An 18,459-nucleotide genomic window follows, 5' to 3' on the forward strand; every position below is an offset into this window, starting at 1 on the left:
CGACCTGGCTTCCGATGGCGAGCGGCGCGAATTCTTGTTCAGACTAGGTGTATGCGGCTTCACGGCTCGGGATTCCGTCGTAGATCAATTGGCCCGCCTGCAGGGTGAGCACGCGGCGCTTCATGCGCGCGATCAGCTCCAGGTCGTGGCTCGCCACCAGCACGGTGACGCCCACGGCATTGAAGTCGGCAAACAGCTGCATGATTTCCGCCGACAGCTGCGGGTCCAGATTACCAGTGGGCTCGTCCGCCACCAGAATGGCCGGCTTGTTCACCACCGCGCGGGCGATACCGACCCGCTGCTGCTCGCCGCCGGACAGCACGATCGGGTTCTGCTTTTCCTTGTGCAGCAGGCCGACCTTGTCCAGCGCTGCGCGCACCCGGCGGCCGACCTCGCGCTTGTTGCAGCCCGCCACAGCCAGCGGCAGGGCGACATTGTCGAAGACGCTGCGGTCGAACAGCAGCTGGTGGTTCTGGAACACGATGCCGAGGTTGCGGCGGTAGTAGGGGATCTGGCCGTTGCGCAGCCGGTTCAGGTTCTGCCCGGCCACCAGGATGCTGCCGCGGGTGGGGCGCTCGATGGCGGTCAGCAGCTTCAGCAGCGTGCTCTTGCCGGCGCCGGAATGTCCGGTCAGGAACACCATTTCCGCGCGCTCTATTTCCAAGCTGACGCGCACCAGGGCGTCCTGGCCGGATTCGTAGCGCTTGTTGACGTTGTCAAAGGTGATCATGGCTTGCGGACAGTTTTTCTTGTTCTTGTATGCGGGAGCGGCCGGCGGCCGCTCCTCGAGAGTCAGTTCGGCTCGCGGCCAAATAACGCAGCGACAAATTCGCGCGCCTTGAATGGCTGCAGGTCTTCCGCCTGTTCGCCGACGCCAATAAAGCGTACCGGAATACCGAAGCGCCGCGCCAGGGCAAAGATCACACCACCCTTGGCGGTGCCGTCCAGCTTGGTCAGCACCAGGCCGGTTACACCGGCAGCATCGCGAAACTGGCCCGCCTGGCTGATGGCATTCTGGCCGGTGCCGGCGTCCAGCACCAGCAGCACCTCGTGGGGTGCACTGGGATCCAGCTTGCCCATCACCCGGCGCACCTTGGAGAGTTCCTCCATCAGGTTCGACTTGGTGTGCAGCCGGCCGGCGGTATCGGCGATCACCACATCGACGCCCTTGGCCTGGGCCGACTGTACCGCATCGAAAATGACCGAGGCGCTGTCGGCACCGGTATGCTGGGCCACCACCGGCACATCGTTACGTTCTCCCCAGACCTGCAGCTGCTCGACCGCGGCGGCGCGGAAGGTGTCGCCGGCGGCCAACATCACCGATTTACCCTCGTTCATAAAGCGGTGTGCCAGCTTGCCGATGGTCGTGGTCTTGCCGACCCCGTTGACGCCGACCACCAGAATGACGAACGGCTGCTTGCCGGTATCGACAGCCAGCGGTGCCTCGACGCTGTCGAGCAGGTCTGCCAGCTCGTCCTGCAGCGCCTGGTACAGCGCATCGCCGTCCGCCAGCTCGCGGCGCGAGACGCGGTCGGTCAGGCGCTCGACGATCTCACTGGTGGCCTCGACCCCCACGTCTGCCATCAGCAGCTGGGTCTCCAGGTCCTCCAGCAACTCTTCGTCGATTTCCTTCGCGCCCAGGAACAGGTTACCCATGCCCTCGGCGAACTGGTTGCTGGTGCGACTGAGGCCGCGGCGGATACGGGCAAAGAAGCCCTCTTTCTTGACCGGTTTCTGTTGCTCGACGGGAGCCGGCTCCTGCGCGGCCGGCACCGGGGCGCTGTCGGCCTCCGGCTCGGGCACCGCGGCCGGCTCGGCTTCCGCCGGCTGCTCCGCGGCTAGCGGCTGTTCTTCAACAGCAGGCGCCTCTTCTTCGGTTACTGAAGGCGCTTCCTCGGGCGCCGCCGGGGCCTCGGCCTGCTCCTGCTGGAGCTCGGTCTCATCGGGCTTGGGCTTCTTTTTGCGCAGGAAGTCAAAGATCATTGGCGTGTCCGGGTGTACCGCTTGCAGAAAGGCGCTAATCTTAGCACCGCTCAAGCCCCCAGTAGAGAGTTACCTTGGCCAGACGCCCCGCGCACAAGTCCGCCCCGCAACCCATGTCGCAGCTGCGCATCATCGGCGGCCGCTGGCGCGGGCGCAAACTGAGTTTCGCACCGGTGGAGGGGTTGCGGCCTACCGGCGACCGGCTGCGCGAGACGCTGTTCAACTGGCTGCAGTTCCATCTGCCGGAGGCGCGCTGCCTGGACCTGTTCGCCGGTTCCGGCGCTCTGGGCCTGGAGGCGCTGTCGCGCGGTGCAGAAGCGGTGGATTTCGTCGAGCTGAACCGCAATGCGGCACAGACGCTGAAGACACAGCTCGACCTGCTCCAGGCGGAAAACGGCCGCGTGCACAACTGCAGCGCGGCGGATTTCCTCGCCGGATGCCAGTCCCGCTACGATATCGTGTTCGTGGATCCGCCGTTCGCCGGCGACTTGTGGCAACAGACGCTGGCCGCGCTGGCCGGGCACCTGGGTGAAGAGGCACTGGTCTATGTAGAGACTCCCCGGGACACGGCGCTGACCCTGCCGGCAGGCTGGCAGATCGAAAAGGAAAAAAGGGCGGGACAGGTAAGCATGCGGCTGCTGCGCGCCGGCAGTGCGGCGGCGGACGCCGATCGCCCGGGATTTTGAGCCTGCGCGGCAAATTGTTTACCATGCGCGTCCCATTCGGCCCGCAACAAAACCTGGTATAGAACCGAGGCCCATGAAAAAAGTCGTCTACCCCGGAACTTTCGACCCCATTACCAATGGTCATATGGACCTGGTGGAGCGGGCCTGCCGCCTGTTCGACCACGTGATCGTTGCGGTGGCCGCCAGCTCACGCAAGAACCCGCTGTTTACCCTCGACGAGCGGGTGGAACTGGCGCAGCAGGTACTGGGGCATCTGCCCAACGTGGAAGTTATCGGCTTCGATATCCTGCTGGCCGATCTGGTGCGCCAGGTGGACGCCTACGGCGTACTGCGCGGCCTGCGCGCGGTATCCGATTTCGAGTACGAATTCCAGCTCGCCAACATGAATCGCCAGCTGGCGCCGAACATGGAGAGCCTGTTCCTGACGCCGGCGGAGCACCTGTCCTACATCTCCTCCTCGCTGGTGCGCGAGATCGCCTCGCTCGGCGGCGACGTGACCAAGTTCGTGCCGCCGGCGGTACAGCAGGCGCTCGAGAAGAAATTCCGCTAACAGGCCCTGACGGTAATCTCTGTTAGACTCGGGCGGATTTACCCACAGTCCACGAGGTGTTTCGTGCGCTACTTTCTGCTCGCCTTCGCATTACTCCTGAATCCAGCAGTCGCGGATGAGCTGCAACCGGAAATTGGCACCGGTCGCAGCGAGATCAAGTCCGCCAGCGCCGATACCTATATGGCGGTCACCGCCAACCCCCATGCGAGCCGTGCCGCCGCGCAGATACTCGCCCGCGGCGGCACCGCCGTGGATGCGGCCATCGCCGCGCAGATGGTACTGGGACTGGTAGAGCCGCAGTCCTCCGGCATCGGCGGCGGTGCCTTTATGCTGAGCTACGACGCCGCGCAGAAGAAACTCCAATACTACGATGGCCGCGAGACGGCGCCGGCGGGCGTCGACGAAGACTATTTCATGACCGACGGTGGACCGCGCCCCTTCCTGCAGGCGGTCATCGGCGGCTATTCGGTGGGCGTACCCGGCGTGGTGCGCATGCTGGAGCTGGCGCACAAACGCGACGGCAAGCTGCGCTGGGCAGACCTGTTGCAGCCGGCCATCGATCTCGCAGAGTCCGGTTTCGCCGTGTCACCACGATTGCACAAACTGTTGCGGGACTTGCCGCAGGTGGCCGCGCGCCCGGCGATCAGCGGTTACTTCTTCGATGACAGCGGCGAGCCGCTGCCGGTAGGCCACCGGCTGAAGAACCCGGAATACGCGCAGACCCTGCGCGCCATCGCCGAGGGCGGAGCCGATGCCTTTTACCGCGGCGCCATCGCCGAGGCCATAGTGCGGGCGGTGGCCGAGGATCCGGTCAACCCGGGCCTGCTGACGATGAAAGACATGGCCGGCTATCAGGCCAAGGTGCGCGAGCCAGTGTGCTCCTCGTTCCTCGACTACCGCGTCTGCGGCGCTGACGCGCCGTCGTCCGGCGGCACCAGTGTGGGGGCGATCCTCGGCATGCTGCAGCAGTTCCCGGTACGCGATCTCGAGGTCGGCAGCGACGCGCTCACGCACTTGTTTGTCGAGGCGTCGGAGCTGGCGTTTGCCGACCGCAACACCTATTCCGCCGACGCCGACTTCGTCAGCGTACCCAGCGAGACGCTGGTGGCGTCCGGCTACCTCACTGAACGCGCCGAGCTTATCGACCCCAGCCAGGCGACCGAGGCGGTACCCGGCGATCCGGTGGCCTTTGCGCAGAAGCGGCTGATGGCCCAGTCACCGGAACTACCCAATACCAGCCACCTGGTGATCGTGGACCGCTATGGCAACGGCGTCAGCATGACCACCAGTATCGAAACCGGTTTCGGCTCGCGCCTGCTGGTGAAGGGATTCCTGCTCAACAACCAGCTGACCGATTTCTCTTTCACGCCGAAAAACGCCGACGGCGCGCTGGTGGCCAACCGTATCCAGCCGGGCAAGCGCCCGCGCTCATCCATGTCGCCGACGATCGTTTTCAACCGCGACGGCAGTATGCGTCTGCTGGTCGGCTCACCGGGCGGCTCGCGGATCATCAACTACACGGCGCGCACCATTCTCTATCACCTGGCGCTGGACGTGCCGATTGCCGAGGCCATCGCCGCCGGCAATATCGGCGCGATCGGCAGTCGCGTGGAGCTGGAATCCGGATATTTCAGTGAGGAAACGGTAAGAAAACTGGAGGCACTCGGACATAAGGTGGTGCAACGCGATCTGAACAGCGGCATTCACGCCATCGCACTGATCGACGGCAAATTGCACGGCGGCGCCGATCCGCGCCGCGAGGGCAGTGCCGTCGGCCGATAGTCCAGCCCTCACAAGGAGAAAAACCATGCGCGCCTATTCCCTGCTGTTATTGCGAATCAGTCTGGGCCTGTTGCTGGTGATCTGGGGAGTAGACAAGCTGGTGAACGTCGCCCATGCGGTGGCCGTGTCCGAGCGCTTTTATCTCGGCCTGATCACCGCGCCGACACTGTGGAAAATCTTCGGCGCCTTGCAGACCGCGCTGGGTGTGGCGGTGATACTGGGTCTGTGGCGCCGCTTCACCTATCCACTGCAGACGCTGATCAACGGCGCCACCCTGCTCGGCGTCTGGCAATCCGTACTCGACCCCTGGGGCTGGGTACTCGAGGGCAGCAATGTGCTCTTCTATCCCTCGCTGATTATCTTCGCCGGCTGCCTGGTGTTGTGGGCCTTCCGCAGCGATGACCGGCTGGCACTCGAGAGGCGCTGAAATACACCATGACAAGTCCCTGGTTTCTTCTGTTTATCGCCGGCCTGCTGGAAATCGCCTGGGCGGTCGGCCTCAAGTACACCCAGGGATTCACCCGGCCACTGGCCAGCACGCTCACGGTGCTGGCGATGATCGCCAGTTTCTACTTTCTCGCCCAGGCACTGAAGGTCATCCCGGTTGGTACCGGCTACGCGGTCTGGACCGGTATCGGCGCCGTCGGCACGGCGATTCTGGGTATAGTGCTGTTTGCCGAATCCACGGCACTGCCGCGGCTGTTCTGCATCGGCCTGATCATCGCCGGCATTATCGGCCTGAAGCTGACCTCACCCGCCTGAATTTCGGAGATCAGTTACCTGCCTGCCTCGGCACCCATCTCTGTATCGGCATCGTAGACCGGCTTGCCCTTGTAATAGGTGCGCAGCACTTTCGCCCGGTGAATTTCCTCCACCGGTATCTGGAACAGGTTCTTGTCCAACACGATAAAATCTGCCCACTTGCCGACTTCGAGGCTGCCGGTGTCGTTTTCCAGGCGATTGGCGAAGGCCCCGTTGATGGTAAATGACTCCACCATCTGCTCCAGCGTGACGCGCTGATCGGCACCCAGCACACGCTCTGGATCATCCGCCGGCGCGTCCAGCGCGCGGCGGGTAATACCGATCTGAATACCCACCAGCGGGCTGTTGGGTTTTTCCACCGGAAAATCACTGCTCGAGGCCACGGTGATGCCGCGCTCGAACAAGCTTTTCATCGGAAACTCGCGCCCGGCCCGTTCCGGCCCCAGGTAAGGCAGTTCCAGATCCCGGTAGTAGCGCTCTTTTACAAACCAGAACGGCTGCACTATGGCGATGGTCTTCGTCTGTTCGAAAAGATCCAGATCCCCGGTATCGACGACTTGCAGGTGGGCAATGCCATTGCGCTGGTCGGCGGGGCCATTGATATCGCGGGAGTGCGCGAAGGCATCCAGGGCCATCTTTGTCGCGGCGTCGCCAATCGCGTGTACCTGCACCTGCATTCCCCGGGCATTGGCCGCCTTGGCCAACTGGTTGATCTTCTCCTGGCTGAACAGCGGCTTGCCGCGGTAATCCGGGCGATGCAGGTACGGTTCCTTCAGAAATGCCGTCTGTCCCTCGACGACACCGTCGGCAAACATTTTTACCGAGTAAATGCGGAAATCGTCATCCTGGTATTTCAGCGAAATGGTCTTTAGTTCCTCAATCTGCGGCGGCGTCGTTTCAGCTCCTATTTCAAAGGATGCACGCACGCGTGCCGTCAGGTCATTCAGCGCAGCCATTTTCTGGTAGGCAGCCAGTTTCGGAGCCTCGATGTCCGGCTTTATCCGCGCGTCGTGCAGCGTGGTAATGCCCCAGCGCGTGACCTGTTCCAGCACTTCGCGGATCTCCGCACGGTAATCTTCCTCGGTTTTAGGCGGGATGATTTTTTCCACCAGGGCCATGGCGCTCTGCTCTCGCAGCACGCCGATGGCGATTCCGTTTTCATCCGTCTCGATGACGCCACCCTCGGGTTCGGGCGTGTCGCTGTTGATTCCGGCTGCGGCCAGAGCCTCGGAATTGGTCCAGATGCTGTGGTGATCGCTGGAAAACAGGACGATGGGGATAAGGTCGTTGACCTGGTCCAGCTGATCCTTGTGCGGCGGCTGCTCGGCAAATACCGTATTGTCCCAACCTTTGCCGACGATCACCTGGCGATCCGGATTGGCGCGGATAAATTCCGCCACCGCATCCTGATAATCGCGGATGCTCCTGCCACCATACAGATCGACCATATTGCCGAGGCCGCGTACATGCATATGCGCGTCGACAAAGCCGGGCAGTACCAGCCGGCCCGCCAGATCCTCCACCCGGGTGTCGGGACCGACATAGGCGTCGGCGCCGCTGTCACCACCCACGTAGACGATGCGGCCTTCGTGCACGGCCATCGCCTGGGCAATGCGCTTGTCCTGGTCGACGGTGTAGATGTAACCGTTTTTCAGTACCAGCTGCGCCGGCAGTTGTGACTTTTCGTCAGCCGCCGGTGGCTCTTTTTCCTTCTTGGGCGTGGGTGGTGGCTCGTCACGGCCGCATCCCGCCAGCAGTATCAGCAGAACACTCAGGGCCCAGATCCATCTCATCGGGCGCATTCCCATTTCCCAATCCCTCACAAGTACCGTCACGCGCAAAGTCCTGCGCCTACCGATAGGCGCGGCAACTGGCCAAGTATAGGAGAGGGCAGGGCCTCGACCGGGATGGACTGCCAGTGCTCAACTGGGCGGCCCTTTGTAGTCGGCGGGATTGTGGGGAGGACTCGAGCGCCCGTCGATCAGCGCTGGCAGCGGCTGCAGAAAAAGGTACTGCGCTGGCCCAGTACCAGATCGCGTACCGGACGCCCACAGGTGCGGCAGGGCTCGCCGGCACGGCCATAGACGTTCAGTCGCTGGGCGAAGTAGCCGGGCTTGCCGTCGCCACCGACAAAGTCCCGCAGGGTAGTACCACCCTGGGCAATGGAACGCTCCAGCACGGTCTTGATCGCCTCGGCGAGGCGCCGGTAGCGTGCGCGGGAGATGGAGCCGGCCTCTCGGTCGGGGCGTATGCCGGCGAGAAACAACGACTCGCTGGCGTAGATATTGCCGACACCGACGACGATGCGTCCGTCCATAACGAAGGTTTTCACCGACTGCCGGCGTCGGCGAGATGCCGTAAACAGGTAGTCGCCATCAAACTCATCCGACAGCGGCTCCGGGCCGAGATGGCTGAGCAGGTCGTGAGCGACGGGATCTTCAGTCGTCCACAGCAGGGCGCCGAACCGGCGCGGATCGTGATAGCGCAGGATCAAACCACTATCCAGCACCCAGTCGATATGGTCGTGCTTCTGCACCGGCACGTCCGCCTCGACCAGGCGCAGGCTGCCGGACATCCCCAGGTGCCAGATGGCACAGCCACGATCGGTGTGCACCAGCAGGTACTTGGCGCGCCGCTCCAGGCGCAGGATCCTGGCACCGGCGACATGTTTTTCAAAATCCAAATCCACCGGCCAGCGCAGCCGGCGCTGGCGCACCCGCGCCGAGCGCACGACATGGCCTTCCAGGTGTGGCGCCAGGCCGCGGCGGGTAGTCTCTACTTCGGGTAATTCGGGCATTCTTATCGCCAGCGCCTCATCGCTTGCGCTATACAGTAACGACTCGCAAATCCTGCGCACAAAAAAGCCCGGTAAAAACCGGGCTTTTTAATGCACAGAGCGGGCAATTACTTGATCTTGCCTTCTTTGTACATTACATGCTTGCGAACAACGGGATCGTATTTTTTGATCTCCATTTTTTCCGGCATGTTGCGCTTGTTTTTGGTAGTGGTGTAGAAGTGACCAGTACCAGCACTGGAATTCAGACGAATTTTCTCACGCATTGTTCTGTCTCCGATCTCTCAGCGTTATGCCGCCAGTTACACTTTTTCGCCGCGGGCGCGCAGCTCGCTCAGTACGGTATCGATACCTTTCTTATCGATAACGCGCATACCCTTGGCAGAGACCCGCAGCTTCACGAAGCGCTTCTCGGACTCAACCCAGAAGCGGTGGCTGTGCAGGTTGGGCACAAAGCGACGCTTGGTGCGGTTCTTGGCGTGGGATACATTATTACCGGTGACCGGGCGCTTACCGGTTACCTGACATACCTTGGACATCTGTTGGCCTCTTCAAAACTCTCGTGCCCGCCTGACTCTGGGCTGTTCCAGAGGGGGTGCGGGGACATCTATTCGGGATTCTAATCCGGTTCCTGGGCGGCGGCGGAAACTGTTCAGAATCTGGCCCGGCCGCAAAGAGCGGCGTTTTATACCAGAAGCGCCCATGGGGAGCAAGTTTTGTACAGCAGAAATAGCGACGAAACCCCGGGTCGCCAGGGCGACCGCTACAGCAGCCCCCGCTCCGCAAAAGACAGTGCCGCGCCATCGCCCACGATCATATGGTCGAGCACCTTGATATCCACGAATTGCAGTGCCTGCACCAACCGCTCGGTGATCCAGATGTCCGCCTGGCTCGGCTCGCTGACGCCGGAGGGGTGGTTGTGGGCCAGTATCACGGCCGCCGCCCCCTTCTGCAGCGCCGCCTGCACCACCTCGCGGGGATAGACCCCGGCGGCGTTCAGGGTCCCCTCAAACAGCTCTTCGAAGGCGATCACCCGGTGCTGGCTATCCAGATAGAGGCAGCAGAAGACTTCCCGCTTGCGGTGACGCAGCTGTACGGCAAGGTAGTCGCGCACGGCATCGGGGCTGCACAGGGCGTCGCTCGACTGCAGGGTCTCCGCCAGGTGGCGGCGCGTCATCTCCAGCACCGCCTGCAGCTGCACATACTTGGCGTCACCCAGCCCCTTGGCGCGGCAGAATTCCTTGCGGCCCGCCTCCAGCAGCGGGCGCAGGCCGCCGAAGTCCGCCAGCAGCTGGCGCGCCAGGTCCACCGCTGATACCCCCGGCAGCCCCACCCGCAGGAAGATCGCCAGCAGCTCCGCATCTGAGAGCGCCCCGGCGCCGCGCTCCAGCAGTTTCTCCCGGGGCCGCTCGGCCGCCGGCCAGTCCGTAATCCGCATCGCTTCCTCCCTGAAGTCGGTTGCCGCTACTTCTGTGAATCCGTTTGTTTGCCTTATATGAACAGGCGCAGAAATGCTAATCTTACCCGCTCTCCCAATTTCGGAAACAGCGCCTATGTCTTCCCTGGCCGACAAACGCATTCTGCTGGGCATCAGCGGCGGTATCGCCGCCTACAAAAGTGCCGATCTGGTGCGCCGTCTCAAGGAGCGCGGCGCCGAGGTGCGCGTGGTCATGACCGCCGGCGCGCGCGAGTTCGTGCAGCCGCTGACCTATCAGGCGCTGTCCGGCAATCCGGTCCACACCGACCTGCTGGACCCGGCGGCAGAGGCCGCCATGGGCCACATCGAGCTGGCCAAATGGGCCGAGCTGATCCTGATCGCCCCCGCCAGCGCCCAGGTGCTGGCCAAGCTGGCCTGCGGCATGGCGGACGACCTGCTCAGCACCCTGTGCCTGGCCAGTGAGGCCAGGCTGGCGCTGGCCCCGGCGATGAACCAGGCCATGTGGCGCCACGCCGCCACCGCGGCCAATGTGCGGACGCTGCGGGATCGAGGGGCGCTGCTGTGGGGGCCGGCCGGAGGCCCCCAGGCCTGCGGTGACGTCGGTCCGGGACGCATGCTGGAACCAGACGCACTGGCAACAGAAGTGGAAAATCTGTTCCGCCCACGCCAGTCCCTCGCCGGCAAGAAGGTCGCCATCACCGCCGGCCCGACCCGCGAGGCGCTGGACCCGGTTCGCTACCTGAGCAACCACAGTTCCGGCAAGATGGGCTTCGCCCTCGCCGCCGCCGCGCAGCGTGCCGGTGCCGAGGTGACGCTAATTGCCGGGCCGGTAAATCTCGCCACGCCCGCGGGTGTGAAGCGGATAGATGTGACCGGCGCGCTGGAGATGCGCGACGCCGCCGAGCGCGCGGCAGACCTGTGCGACATTTTTATCGGCGCCGCCGCGGTCGCGGACTTCCGCCCGGCGGAGGTCGCGCAACAGAAGATCAAGAAACGGGACGACAACAGTGAAGAGACGCTGGCGCTGGTGAAGAATCCCGACATAGTCGCCGGTATCGCCGCACGTAAAGAGCGGCGCCCGTTCACCGTTGGCTTTGCTGCCGAGACCGAAAAAGTCCTCAAGCATGCGCAGGGCAAGCTGGCGCGCAAGAAGCTCGATATGATCATCGCCAACGATGTCAGCGCCGCCGACAGTGGTTTCAACAGCGACCGCAATGCCGTCACCGTGATAGATGCCGCGGGCAGCGAGGCGCTGCCGTCGGCACTGAAGACCGAACTCGCACAACAATTGATAGAGATCATCGCCGCCAAGGCGCTTAAACAATAACAATACTCGCTATTGGGAATTTCCGTGGTTGCTCGCAAAAGTACCGATCATCAATTGCTTCTTCACCGAGGCTTGCTGCTGCCCACACTGTTGGCCGCAGTCGCCTGGCTCGGCGGCGCGCACATCATCAAGCAAAGCGTCATCGAACCGCGCAGCGAGGCGCGGGTAGCACAGGCTGCCCAGCAGCAGGCGCAGTCCTATGCCACCGAGCTGCAACGGTTTCTGGCCTCGCGCGCCAAACAGCTGCGCAGTATCGGGGCGAACAAAAGAACCGGCGCAGAAACGCTGCACTCCGCGGCGCTGCCCGAAGGCGCTTCGGCACAGGTATTTACCATCGAGCACGTACGCGTCGGCGCCGGTGCCAACCCTTCGCTCAATTTCGCCCTGGTCGATCTGCTCAAGCGCAGCAGCGAAGAATCCGCACAGCCGGTGGAATTTCTGCGCACCGGCGCTGACAACGGCTGGCAACTGCACGACAGCGTCAACCTCGATGGCAGCCTGCTGCTGATCACGCAGCCCTTCACCACCTTCGAGTCGGCACTGGAAAAACTCGACAGCAGCGCCGGCCAGATCAAACTGGTGCAGAAGTTTCCCGATGGCCCGCCCCAGACCCTGTGGCAGCGAGGGCAGGGGCTTGGCGAATCAGCCAAGGTCAAAATCGACGGCAGCCACTTGCAGGTAGAGTTCAGCCCGTCCGCCGCCTTTGCGAGGGAGCACGGTATCTCCGCGCTCTGGATCTACTGCGCTGCGCTCGTCGGCCTGGCGATTTCCCTGCTGTTGTTGCAGCGTCTACTGCCCCGCAGTTCGCTGGCCCCCTGGCAGCGTGGCGTCCAGAAAAAGTCTCGCGGCAGCGCCGATTATCCCGAACTGAAGCCCGGCCAGGCCGACCTGCTGACCACCGCTGACGGCGAGCCGATGTCGCGGAAACTGGCGGCCTCCTCTGGCGGCAACGCCGCGACAGGAGCTGGCACGCCGTCAAAATCCGAACTGCAGGCCAGCACCGAATTTCCGCTACACGTCTTCCGCGCCTACGACATTCGCGGCATCGCCGGCAAGGAGGTCAATGAGCCCTTCGCCTACCAGCTGGGTCGCGCGCTCGGTACTCTGGCACAGCATGCCGGCGAGGAACTGCTGCTCGTTGGGCGCGACGGCCGCAACAGCAGCGAACTGCTCACCAGCTGTCTGGTGGAGGGTATTTTGGACAGTGGTTGCAACAGCGTGAACCTGGGGCTGGTGCCGTCGCCGCTGCTCTACTACGCCTGTGCGAACGGCAAAAATGCCAGCAGCGGCGTGATGGTCACCGCGAGTCACAATCCGGCCGAATACAACGGCTTCAAGATCGTGATGAAGGGCCGACCGCTGGCCGGGGACAAACTGCAACGACTGCACCAGCTGATGCAAAAAGGCCCGTTCAAGAGTGGCCAGGGCAGCAACCGCGAGCAGGACATCAGAGAAAACTACATCGACGAAATCTTCAACGATGTGGCCCTCGCCGGGCAACCGCACCTGGTAGTCGACGCCGGCAACGGTGCCACCTCCATGCTGGCGCCGCAGCTGTTCGAACAGCTGGGCTGCGCGGTAACGCCAATCTTCTGTGAAATCGACGGCAACTTCCCCAACCACCCGCCGGATCCGTCGCGGCCGGAAAACCTCACCGCACTGATCGACAAGGTCGCCGAAACCGGCGCCGACCTGGGTGTCGCACTGGATGGCGACGGCGATCGCGTAACGCTGATTTCCGCCTCCGGGCGCATCGCCTGGGCGGACCAGCTGGTAATGCTGCTGGCCCGCGACATACTCGCGCGTAACCCGGGCGAAGATATCGTCTTCGACGTGAAATGCACACGCGCGCTGGCACAGCTGGTCAACCAGTACGGCGGCCGGCCGATCATGTGGAAAACCGGCCATGCGCCGATGAAAACCAAGATGCTCGAGACCGGTGCAATTCTCGGCGGCGAGCTCTCCGGGCACATTTTTATCAAGGATCGCTGGTTTGGTTTTGACGACGGCATCTACGCCGCCGCACGCGTGCTGGAAATCATGGCGCTGCGTGAGCAGAGTCTCGACGAACTGCTCGAGTCTCTGCCGCAATTGACCAGCACGCCGGAAATCCTGCTGCCGGTGGCCGAGGAGAGAAAATTCGCCGTGGTGAAGGCACTGAAAGAGCAGGGCGAGTTCGGCGATGCCGACATCAATACCATCGACGGTCTGCGTATCGAATACGCCGACGGCTGGGGGCTGGTGCGCGCCTCCAATACCAGTGCCGCGCTGACACTGCGCTTCGAGGCGGAAAGCCCGGAGGCGCTGGATCGTATCCGCGCACGCGTGCTGGCGCAGCTGAAAAAGGCCAATCCGGATCTGGTCGTACCAGACCCGCAGCCCGTATAAAGAAGGAAAGAAGAGTTATGTCACTGGATAGCAAATCCGCCCTGCGCGTCGCCCAGGTACTGAACGAAGCGCTGCCCTATATCCAGCGCTTTATCGGCAAGACCATCGTAGTGAAGTTCGGCGGCAACGCGATGGTAGACGAGGCACTGCAGAACAGCTTTGCCCGCGACATCATCCTGATGAAGCTGGTGGGCATGAACCCCGTCGTCGTGCACGGCGGTGGACCGCAGATCGGCGAACTGCTCGACAAACTCAGCATCGAGTCGCGCTTCGTCGACGGCATGCGCGTGACCGACAGCGAGACCATGGACGTCGTCGAGATGGTACTCGGCGGCACCGTGAACAAGCAGATCGTCAACCTGATCAACAAAAACGGCGGCCGCGCCGTCGGTGTGACCGGCAAGGACGGCCTGCTGATCAAGGCGAAGAAACTGAAATTCCAGAATGAGACCGCCGGCCTGCACGCCTCTGAGATCATCGATATCGGCCACGTGGGCGAGGTGGAGAGCGTCAACACCGATGTGATAGACATGCTCATTCACAGCGATTTTATCCCGGTGATCGCGCCGATCGGCGTCGGCGAGGACGGCGCCTCCTACAATATCAACGCCGACCTTGTGGCCGGCAAGATCGCCGAGTTCCTGAAGGCGGAAAAGCTGATGCTGCTGACCAATGTGGCCGGATTGCAGGACAAGAATGGCGAGGTACTCACCGGCCTCAGCACCCTGCAGGTGGACGGCCTGATCGCCGACGGCACCATCTACGGTGGCATGCTGCCGAAGATTGCCTGCGCACTGGATGCGGTGAAATCGGGCGTGAATTCGGCGCATATCATCGACGGCCGGGTACCCCACGCGGTGCTGCTGGAAATCTTTACCGATACCGGCGTCGGCACCCTGATTACCAACAACGGGGCTTGATTCTAGGGTCTGGCAATTGAAGGCGGCCCCGCGAATCGGTAGGATTCCGCCGCCGCAGAATAAAGGCGACAACAACAAAACCACCATCCGGCGCCCAACCGGATCAAAGGCAGTCAATGAGCAGCGAAAAAATCAACCGGCGTCAACAGATACTGCAGGCTCTGGCGCATATGCTGGAGGCCAGCCCCGGCGCCCGCATTACCACCGCGGCCCTGGCCAAGGAGGTCGGCTTTTCCGAAGCGGCGCTGTACCGTCACTTCCCGAGCAAATCCAAGATGTTCGAGGGACTGATCGAGTTCATCGAGGAGACAATCTTCAGCCGCGTGGCGCTGATACTGCAGGACGAACCCTCGGCGCTGGCCCGCTGCCAGAAGATTCTGCACCTGTTGCTGGCCTTCTGTGAGCGCAATCCGGGCATCACCCGACTGCTCACCGGCGATGCTCTGACCGGCGAGACCGAGCGGCTGCACGGTCGCATACTGCAGTTCTTCGATCGCCTGGAGACTCAGCTGAAACAGATTCTGCGCGAGGCCGAGCTGCGCGAGCAACTGCGCCCGGCGATCCCCCTGGGCGGCGCCGCCAACCTGTTGCTGGCCAGCGCCGAAGGGCGCATCGTTCAGTACGTGCGCAGCGGCTTCAAGCGCAAGCCCACAGAGTACTGGGCGGAGCAGTGGCCGGTTCTGATGGCGGGGTTCTTCCGCGAGACGGCACTGACGGCCAAGTGATCGGCGGGCCAAGGCCCGCTGAGAGGATAGGGTTTGCCGCGCACTCGGCGCGGCCAGGCTTCATATTAGCTAGCGTTTGAATACGCTCATTTCCCCACGATGTCCGCGTAGCGCGCGGCAGCCTGATCAAACTCGCTGTTGATCGACTCAGCTTCCGCCTCGCGCCGGCTCAGGCGTTCGCGCAGGACCGCTACTTCTTCACGCAAGTCTGCAATTCGCTGCAGCAGTTCCGGGGCCACCTCGCGGCCATTGCGCTGGGTGCGCGCAGCAGCTGCCTCTTCCTGCTCTATCTGCTTGCCGAGCGTGGAAATATTTGAGCGCATGATCGCCATATCCTGCTCGACTATCGCCAGTTTACGCGAGCGGGCGCTCTCGATATCGGCGACGCTGTTGTAGCGTCTGAGCAGCTGGCGGTCCGCCTCCTGCTGCGCCTCACGACGCTGCTGTTCACGCAGTTCTTCACCGCTCAGCTGCGGGGGTACGACTTTCAGCAAGCGGCCCGTCGGCGTCAGAACCTCATAGCCGTTGGCCACATAGCGCGGTGGCACCAGATCGTCGAGCACCTGAACGCCGTTTTCATCACTGTAGCGGTAGAGCACCTTGCCGTTGTATTCATCGTCGCTCTTCGCCTGCGCGCAGGGCAGCGCGAGGCTGGTAGACAACAAAAGGGCCGATGCCAAAGGGGCGATTCTCATCGCTCTGCTCTCTGAGTAAGCGGATGCAGTGTGAATGCAGACAGACGCATTACTGACCCGAAACGCCGTAGCGCTGCCGGTAGTCCAGGATTTTCTGGACGGTGTCGCCTTGCTGTGACTCCTCTTCCAGAAAGCTGACGATGTCGTCCAGCTGCACAATGCTGATAACCGGGATATTGTACTGTCTCTCTACCTGCTGAATAGCGGAGAGTTCACAGTCCTCGCTGGCCTTTTCCTGGCGGTTCAGGCCGATGACCACGCCGGCGGCTTCGGCATCGTGAGCATCGATGATCTGCATGACCTCGCGCACCGCGGTACCGGCGGTAATCACGTCGTCGATAATCAAAACCTTGCCAACAAGCGGCGCACCCACTAAGGTTCCGCCTTCGCCGTGATCCTTGGCCTCTTTGCGGTTGTAGCAGAAGGGCTTATCCACCCCCTTCTGTGCCAGCGCCACGGCGGTCACCGCACCCAGCGGTATACCCTTGTAGGCCGGCCCGAAAATGACATCAAACTCCACTCCCGAAGCGATTATCGCCTCGGCGTAGGCCTGTCCCAGTGCTGCCAGTGCGGCGCCAGTGTGGAAGCGGCCGGCATTAAAAAAGTAGGGGCTCTGGCGGCCGGACTTCAGAGTGAAATCACCGAAACACAACACCTGATGGTCCAGGGCCAGTTGGATAAAGTCGCGCTGATACTGCTGCATGGAAAATTGTTAACTATTGGCTAAGGTGAAGGGAGACTACTCCGCAGGGCTCTGCCGGAGAATGACAGTAATAATGCTAGTAATCATACACAGTCCGCTGGTAAGGGGCTAATAATGCGAATAGTGAGCTTGTCGGTAGACGGCGTTCATCAGGCGGCACAGCGCGGCCTCTACGATTGGTTGGCGGAACAGGACGCGGATATCATCTGCCTGCAGGACCTACGCTCCCTGGAGCCGGAACTGGATCATCCGATCTTCCACCCCGATGGTTATTACAGCTACTTCTTCGACTCCGGTACGCCGCATGAAAATGGTGTGGCCATCTATACCCGTAGCCAGCCGAAGGCCATCATCTTCGGCATGGGCTTCGCCAACGGCGAAGACATGTACGGGCGCTATCTGCAGGCGGACTTCGAGCGCCTGAGTGTCGGCTCGTTGCTGGCACCAACGGCCAACGACGAGCCCTCGCTGGAAAAGAAGGTGCAGTTCTTCGACGACATGCAGGCGCATCTGCACAAGATCAGCCGCAAACGCCGCGACTTCATCTTCTGCGGCAACTGGGGCATGGCCCACCGCCGCGCCGACGTGCAGAACTGGCAGGATCACCAGGACACTCCCGGCTTTATGCGCCACGAACAGCGCTGGCTGGATCAGCTGTTCAATGAGATCGGCTATGTCGACGCCTTCCGCAAGGTGGTCAAGGACGCCGACGAATTTACCTGGTGGCCGAGCGGCAAGGTAGGAGAAGGGGACGGCTGGCGCACCGACATGCAGATAGTGTCGCAGACGCTGAAGAATCGCATCGAATACGGCGCCATCAACAAGAATGTCGATTTCTCCAGCCACCTGCCGGTGATCATGGATTACGACCTCGAAGTTTGACCGTTCCGGCGCAGCCATCAACCGTGGCTGCGCCGACCACCCCTGTAGCTTATTCCCCCAGAGCCTCTTTCTGCAGCGCGATCAGCTCGTTGATGCCGGCCTTGCCGAGCCCCAACATCTGCGCGAACTGCTTCTCGGTAAAGGGCGCCCCCTCGGCGGTGCCCTGCACCTCGATCATGCCACCGTCTTCCGCCATGACCAGATTCATATCGGTATCGGCACTGCTGTCCTCCGGGTAATCCAGGTCCAGCACCGCCTCGCCGTCGTAGATACCGACGGAAACAGCCGCCACCATATTTGTCAGCGGATCGGTAGTGATGATTTTTTCCCGCTGCATGTAGCGCAGCGCATCCACCAGGGCCACGCAGGCGCCGGTGATCGCCGCGGTGCGGGTGCCGCCGTCGGCCTGAATGACATCGCAGTCGAGGGTGATCTGGTTTTCGCCCAGCAGTTCGAGGTCGACAGCGGCACGCAGCGAGCGGCCGATCAGTCGCTGGATTTCCACCGTGCGACCGCTCTGTTTGCCTTTGGCCGCTTCGCGGGACATGCGCGAGCCGGTGGAGCGGGGCAGCATGCCGTATTCGGCGGTAATCCAACCGCTGCCCTGGCCGCGGAGGAAGCGCGGCACTTCACTGGCGACGGACGCGTTGCACAACACTTTGGTATCGCCAAACTCGACCAGCACAGAACCCTCCGCATGGCGGGTATAGTTGCGGGTAATTTTGACGGGGCGCAGTTGCGCCGGCGCGCGGCCGCTGGGTCGCTGCATAATTCACCTCAGAGTTTTTTGCTGAAAGCGCTGCATTATATACCCCAGCCGGGCC

At 62.5% G+C, this 18,459-nt stretch carries 20 protein-coding genes; 10 read left to right on the top strand and 10 right to left on the bottom strand.

Going from position 1 to position 18,459, the window contains the following annotated elements:
• Nucleotides 1-43: 43 nt before the first annotated feature.
• Together ftsE and ftsY are read right to left on the bottom strand one after the other, a co-directional pair.
• Nucleotides 44-730 carry a cell division ATP-binding protein FtsE gene (gene ftsE / locus BLW36_RS10025; protein WP_091387829.1) on the bottom strand — a complete coding sequence of 229 codons (687 nt, stop codon included), beginning with the start codon at nucleotides 728-730 and terminating at the stop codon, nucleotides 44-46.
• Between the two features lie 62 nt (nucleotides 731-792).
• On the bottom strand, nucleotides 793-1,983 hold the full coding sequence (gene ftsY / locus BLW36_RS10030) for a signal recognition particle-docking protein FtsY (RefSeq protein ID WP_091387831.1): 1,191 nt from the start codon (nucleotides 1,981-1,983) through the stop codon (nucleotides 793-795).
• 113 nt (nucleotides 1,984-2,096) lie between these two features.
• Here ftsY and rsmD point away from each other — a divergent pair, with 113 nt between their 5' ends.
• The 5 genes from rsmD to sugE all read left to right on the top strand — a co-directional run bounded on the left by rsmD (nucleotide 2,097) and on the right by sugE (nucleotide 5,763).
• Complete coding sequence (gene rsmD / locus BLW36_RS10035) at nucleotides 2,097-2,669, top strand: 16S rRNA (guanine(966)-N(2))-methyltransferase RsmD (protein WP_091387834.1); 573 nt, start codon at nucleotides 2,097-2,099, stop codon at nucleotides 2,667-2,669.
• Between the two features lie 73 nt (nucleotides 2,670-2,742).
• Complete coding sequence (coaD, locus tag BLW36_RS10040; protein WP_091387836.1) at nucleotides 2,743-3,219, top strand: pantetheine-phosphate adenylyltransferase; 477 nt, start codon at nucleotides 2,743-2,745, stop codon at nucleotides 3,217-3,219.
• A 63-nt stretch (nucleotides 3,220-3,282) separates the two neighbouring features.
• Nucleotides 3,283-5,001, top strand: a complete 1,719-nt coding sequence (gene ggt / locus BLW36_RS10045; RefSeq protein ID WP_091387839.1) for a gamma-glutamyltransferase — start codon at nucleotides 3,283-3,285, stop codon at nucleotides 4,999-5,001.
• 25 nt (nucleotides 5,002-5,026) lie between these two features.
• A complete protein-coding gene (locus tag BLW36_RS10050; protein ID WP_091387842.1) occupies nucleotides 5,027-5,428 on the top strand; it encodes a DoxX family membrane protein in 402 nt (133 codons plus the stop codon).
• A gap of 8 nt (nucleotides 5,429-5,436) precedes the next feature.
• Nucleotides 5,437-5,763, top strand: coding sequence for a quaternary ammonium compound efflux SMR transporter SugE (gene sugE / locus BLW36_RS10055; protein ID WP_091387844.1), 327 nt, complete (start codon nucleotides 5,437-5,439; stop codon nucleotides 5,761-5,763).
• A 14-nt stretch (nucleotides 5,764-5,777) separates the two neighbouring features.
• Here the strand turns inward: sugE and BLW36_RS10060 are convergent, their stop codons facing one another.
• From BLW36_RS10060 to radC, 5 genes are all read right to left on the bottom strand, one after another.
• Nucleotides 5,778-7,556, bottom strand: coding sequence for an amidohydrolase (locus BLW36_RS10060; protein ID WP_170833182.1), 1,779 nt, complete (start codon nucleotides 7,554-7,556; stop codon nucleotides 5,778-5,780).
• Nucleotides 7,557-7,744: 188 nt separating this feature from the next.
• Nucleotides 7,745-8,560: a bifunctional DNA-formamidopyrimidine glycosylase/DNA-(apurinic or apyrimidinic site) lyase gene (gene mutM, locus BLW36_RS10065; RefSeq protein ID WP_091387849.1), complete on the bottom strand. Its 816-nt coding sequence runs from the start codon at nucleotides 8,558-8,560 to the stop codon at nucleotides 7,745-7,747.
• Nucleotides 8,561-8,667: 107 nt separating this feature from the next.
• The gene (gene rpmG / locus BLW36_RS10070; protein WP_020413983.1) at nucleotides 8,668-8,823 is read right to left on the bottom strand and encodes a 50S ribosomal protein L33; all 156 of its coding nucleotides are present in this window, start codon (nucleotides 8,821-8,823) and stop codon (nucleotides 8,668-8,670) included.
• A gap of 36 nt (nucleotides 8,824-8,859) precedes the next feature.
• Nucleotides 8,860-9,096: a 50S ribosomal protein L28 gene (rpmB, locus tag BLW36_RS10075; RefSeq protein ID WP_067083837.1), complete on the bottom strand. Its 237-nt coding sequence runs from the start codon at nucleotides 9,094-9,096 to the stop codon at nucleotides 8,860-8,862.
• Between the two features lie 224 nt (nucleotides 9,097-9,320).
• The gene (gene radC, locus BLW36_RS10080) at nucleotides 9,321-9,995 is read right to left on the bottom strand and encodes a RadC family protein (RefSeq protein WP_091387851.1); all 675 of its coding nucleotides are present in this window, start codon (nucleotides 9,993-9,995) and stop codon (nucleotides 9,321-9,323) included.
• A 115-nt stretch (nucleotides 9,996-10,110) separates the two neighbouring features.
• Here radC and coaBC point away from each other — a divergent pair, with 115 nt between their 5' ends.
• The 4 genes from coaBC (at nucleotide 10,111) to slmA (ending at nucleotide 15,355) form a co-directional block, all read left to right on the top strand.
• On the top strand, nucleotides 10,111-11,322 hold the full coding sequence (gene coaBC / locus BLW36_RS10085) for a bifunctional phosphopantothenoylcysteine decarboxylase/phosphopantothenate--cysteine ligase CoaBC (RefSeq protein WP_091387853.1): 1,212 nt from the start codon (nucleotides 10,111-10,113) through the stop codon (nucleotides 11,320-11,322).
• Between the two features lie 24 nt (nucleotides 11,323-11,346).
• Nucleotides 11,347-13,710 (top strand): phosphomannomutase/phosphoglucomutase, encoded by a 2,364-nt coding sequence (locus BLW36_RS17530; protein WP_091388649.1) that lies wholly within the window; start codon nucleotides 11,347-11,349, stop codon nucleotides 13,708-13,710.
• 17 nt (nucleotides 13,711-13,727) lie between these two features.
• Nucleotides 13,728-14,630, top strand: a complete 903-nt coding sequence (gene argB / locus BLW36_RS10095) for an acetylglutamate kinase (protein ID WP_091387856.1) — start codon at nucleotides 13,728-13,730, stop codon at nucleotides 14,628-14,630.
• A 116-nt stretch (nucleotides 14,631-14,746) separates the two neighbouring features.
• On the top strand, nucleotides 14,747-15,355 hold the full coding sequence (gene slmA, locus BLW36_RS10100; protein WP_091387858.1) for a nucleoid occlusion factor SlmA: 609 nt from the start codon (nucleotides 14,747-14,749) through the stop codon (nucleotides 15,353-15,355).
• An 86-nt stretch (nucleotides 15,356-15,441) separates the two neighbouring features.
• On the opposite strand, the gene BLW36_RS10105 is transcribed toward slmA, so the two are convergent.
• Nucleotides 15,442-16,050, bottom strand: a complete 609-nt coding sequence (locus BLW36_RS10105) for a hypothetical protein (RefSeq protein ID WP_091387860.1) — start codon at nucleotides 16,048-16,050, stop codon at nucleotides 15,442-15,444.
• 49 nt (nucleotides 16,051-16,099) lie between these two features.
• Entirely contained in the window at nucleotides 16,100-16,753 is a 654-nt protein-coding gene (pyrE, locus tag BLW36_RS10110; RefSeq protein ID WP_091387862.1) for an orotate phosphoribosyltransferase, read from the bottom strand.
• A 114-nt stretch (nucleotides 16,754-16,867) separates the two neighbouring features.
• Between pyrE and BLW36_RS10115 the strand changes: the two genes are divergently transcribed.
• Nucleotides 16,868-17,635 carry an exodeoxyribonuclease III gene (locus tag BLW36_RS10115; protein ID WP_091387865.1) on the top strand — a complete coding sequence of 256 codons (768 nt, stop codon included), beginning with the start codon at nucleotides 16,868-16,870 and terminating at the stop codon, nucleotides 17,633-17,635.
• A 49-nt stretch (nucleotides 17,636-17,684) separates the two neighbouring features.
• Here BLW36_RS10115 and rph read toward each other — a convergent pair whose 3' ends face one another.
• Nucleotides 17,685-18,404, bottom strand: a complete 720-nt coding sequence (gene rph / locus BLW36_RS10120) for a ribonuclease PH (protein ID WP_091387867.1) — start codon at nucleotides 18,402-18,404, stop codon at nucleotides 17,685-17,687.
• Between the last annotated feature and the right edge of the window lie 55 nt (nucleotides 18,405-18,459).

The sequence above is a fragment of the Microbulbifer marinus genome, from assembly GCF_900107725.1.
GTDB lineage: Bacteria > Pseudomonadota > Gammaproteobacteria > Pseudomonadales > Cellvibrionaceae > Microbulbifer > Microbulbifer marinus.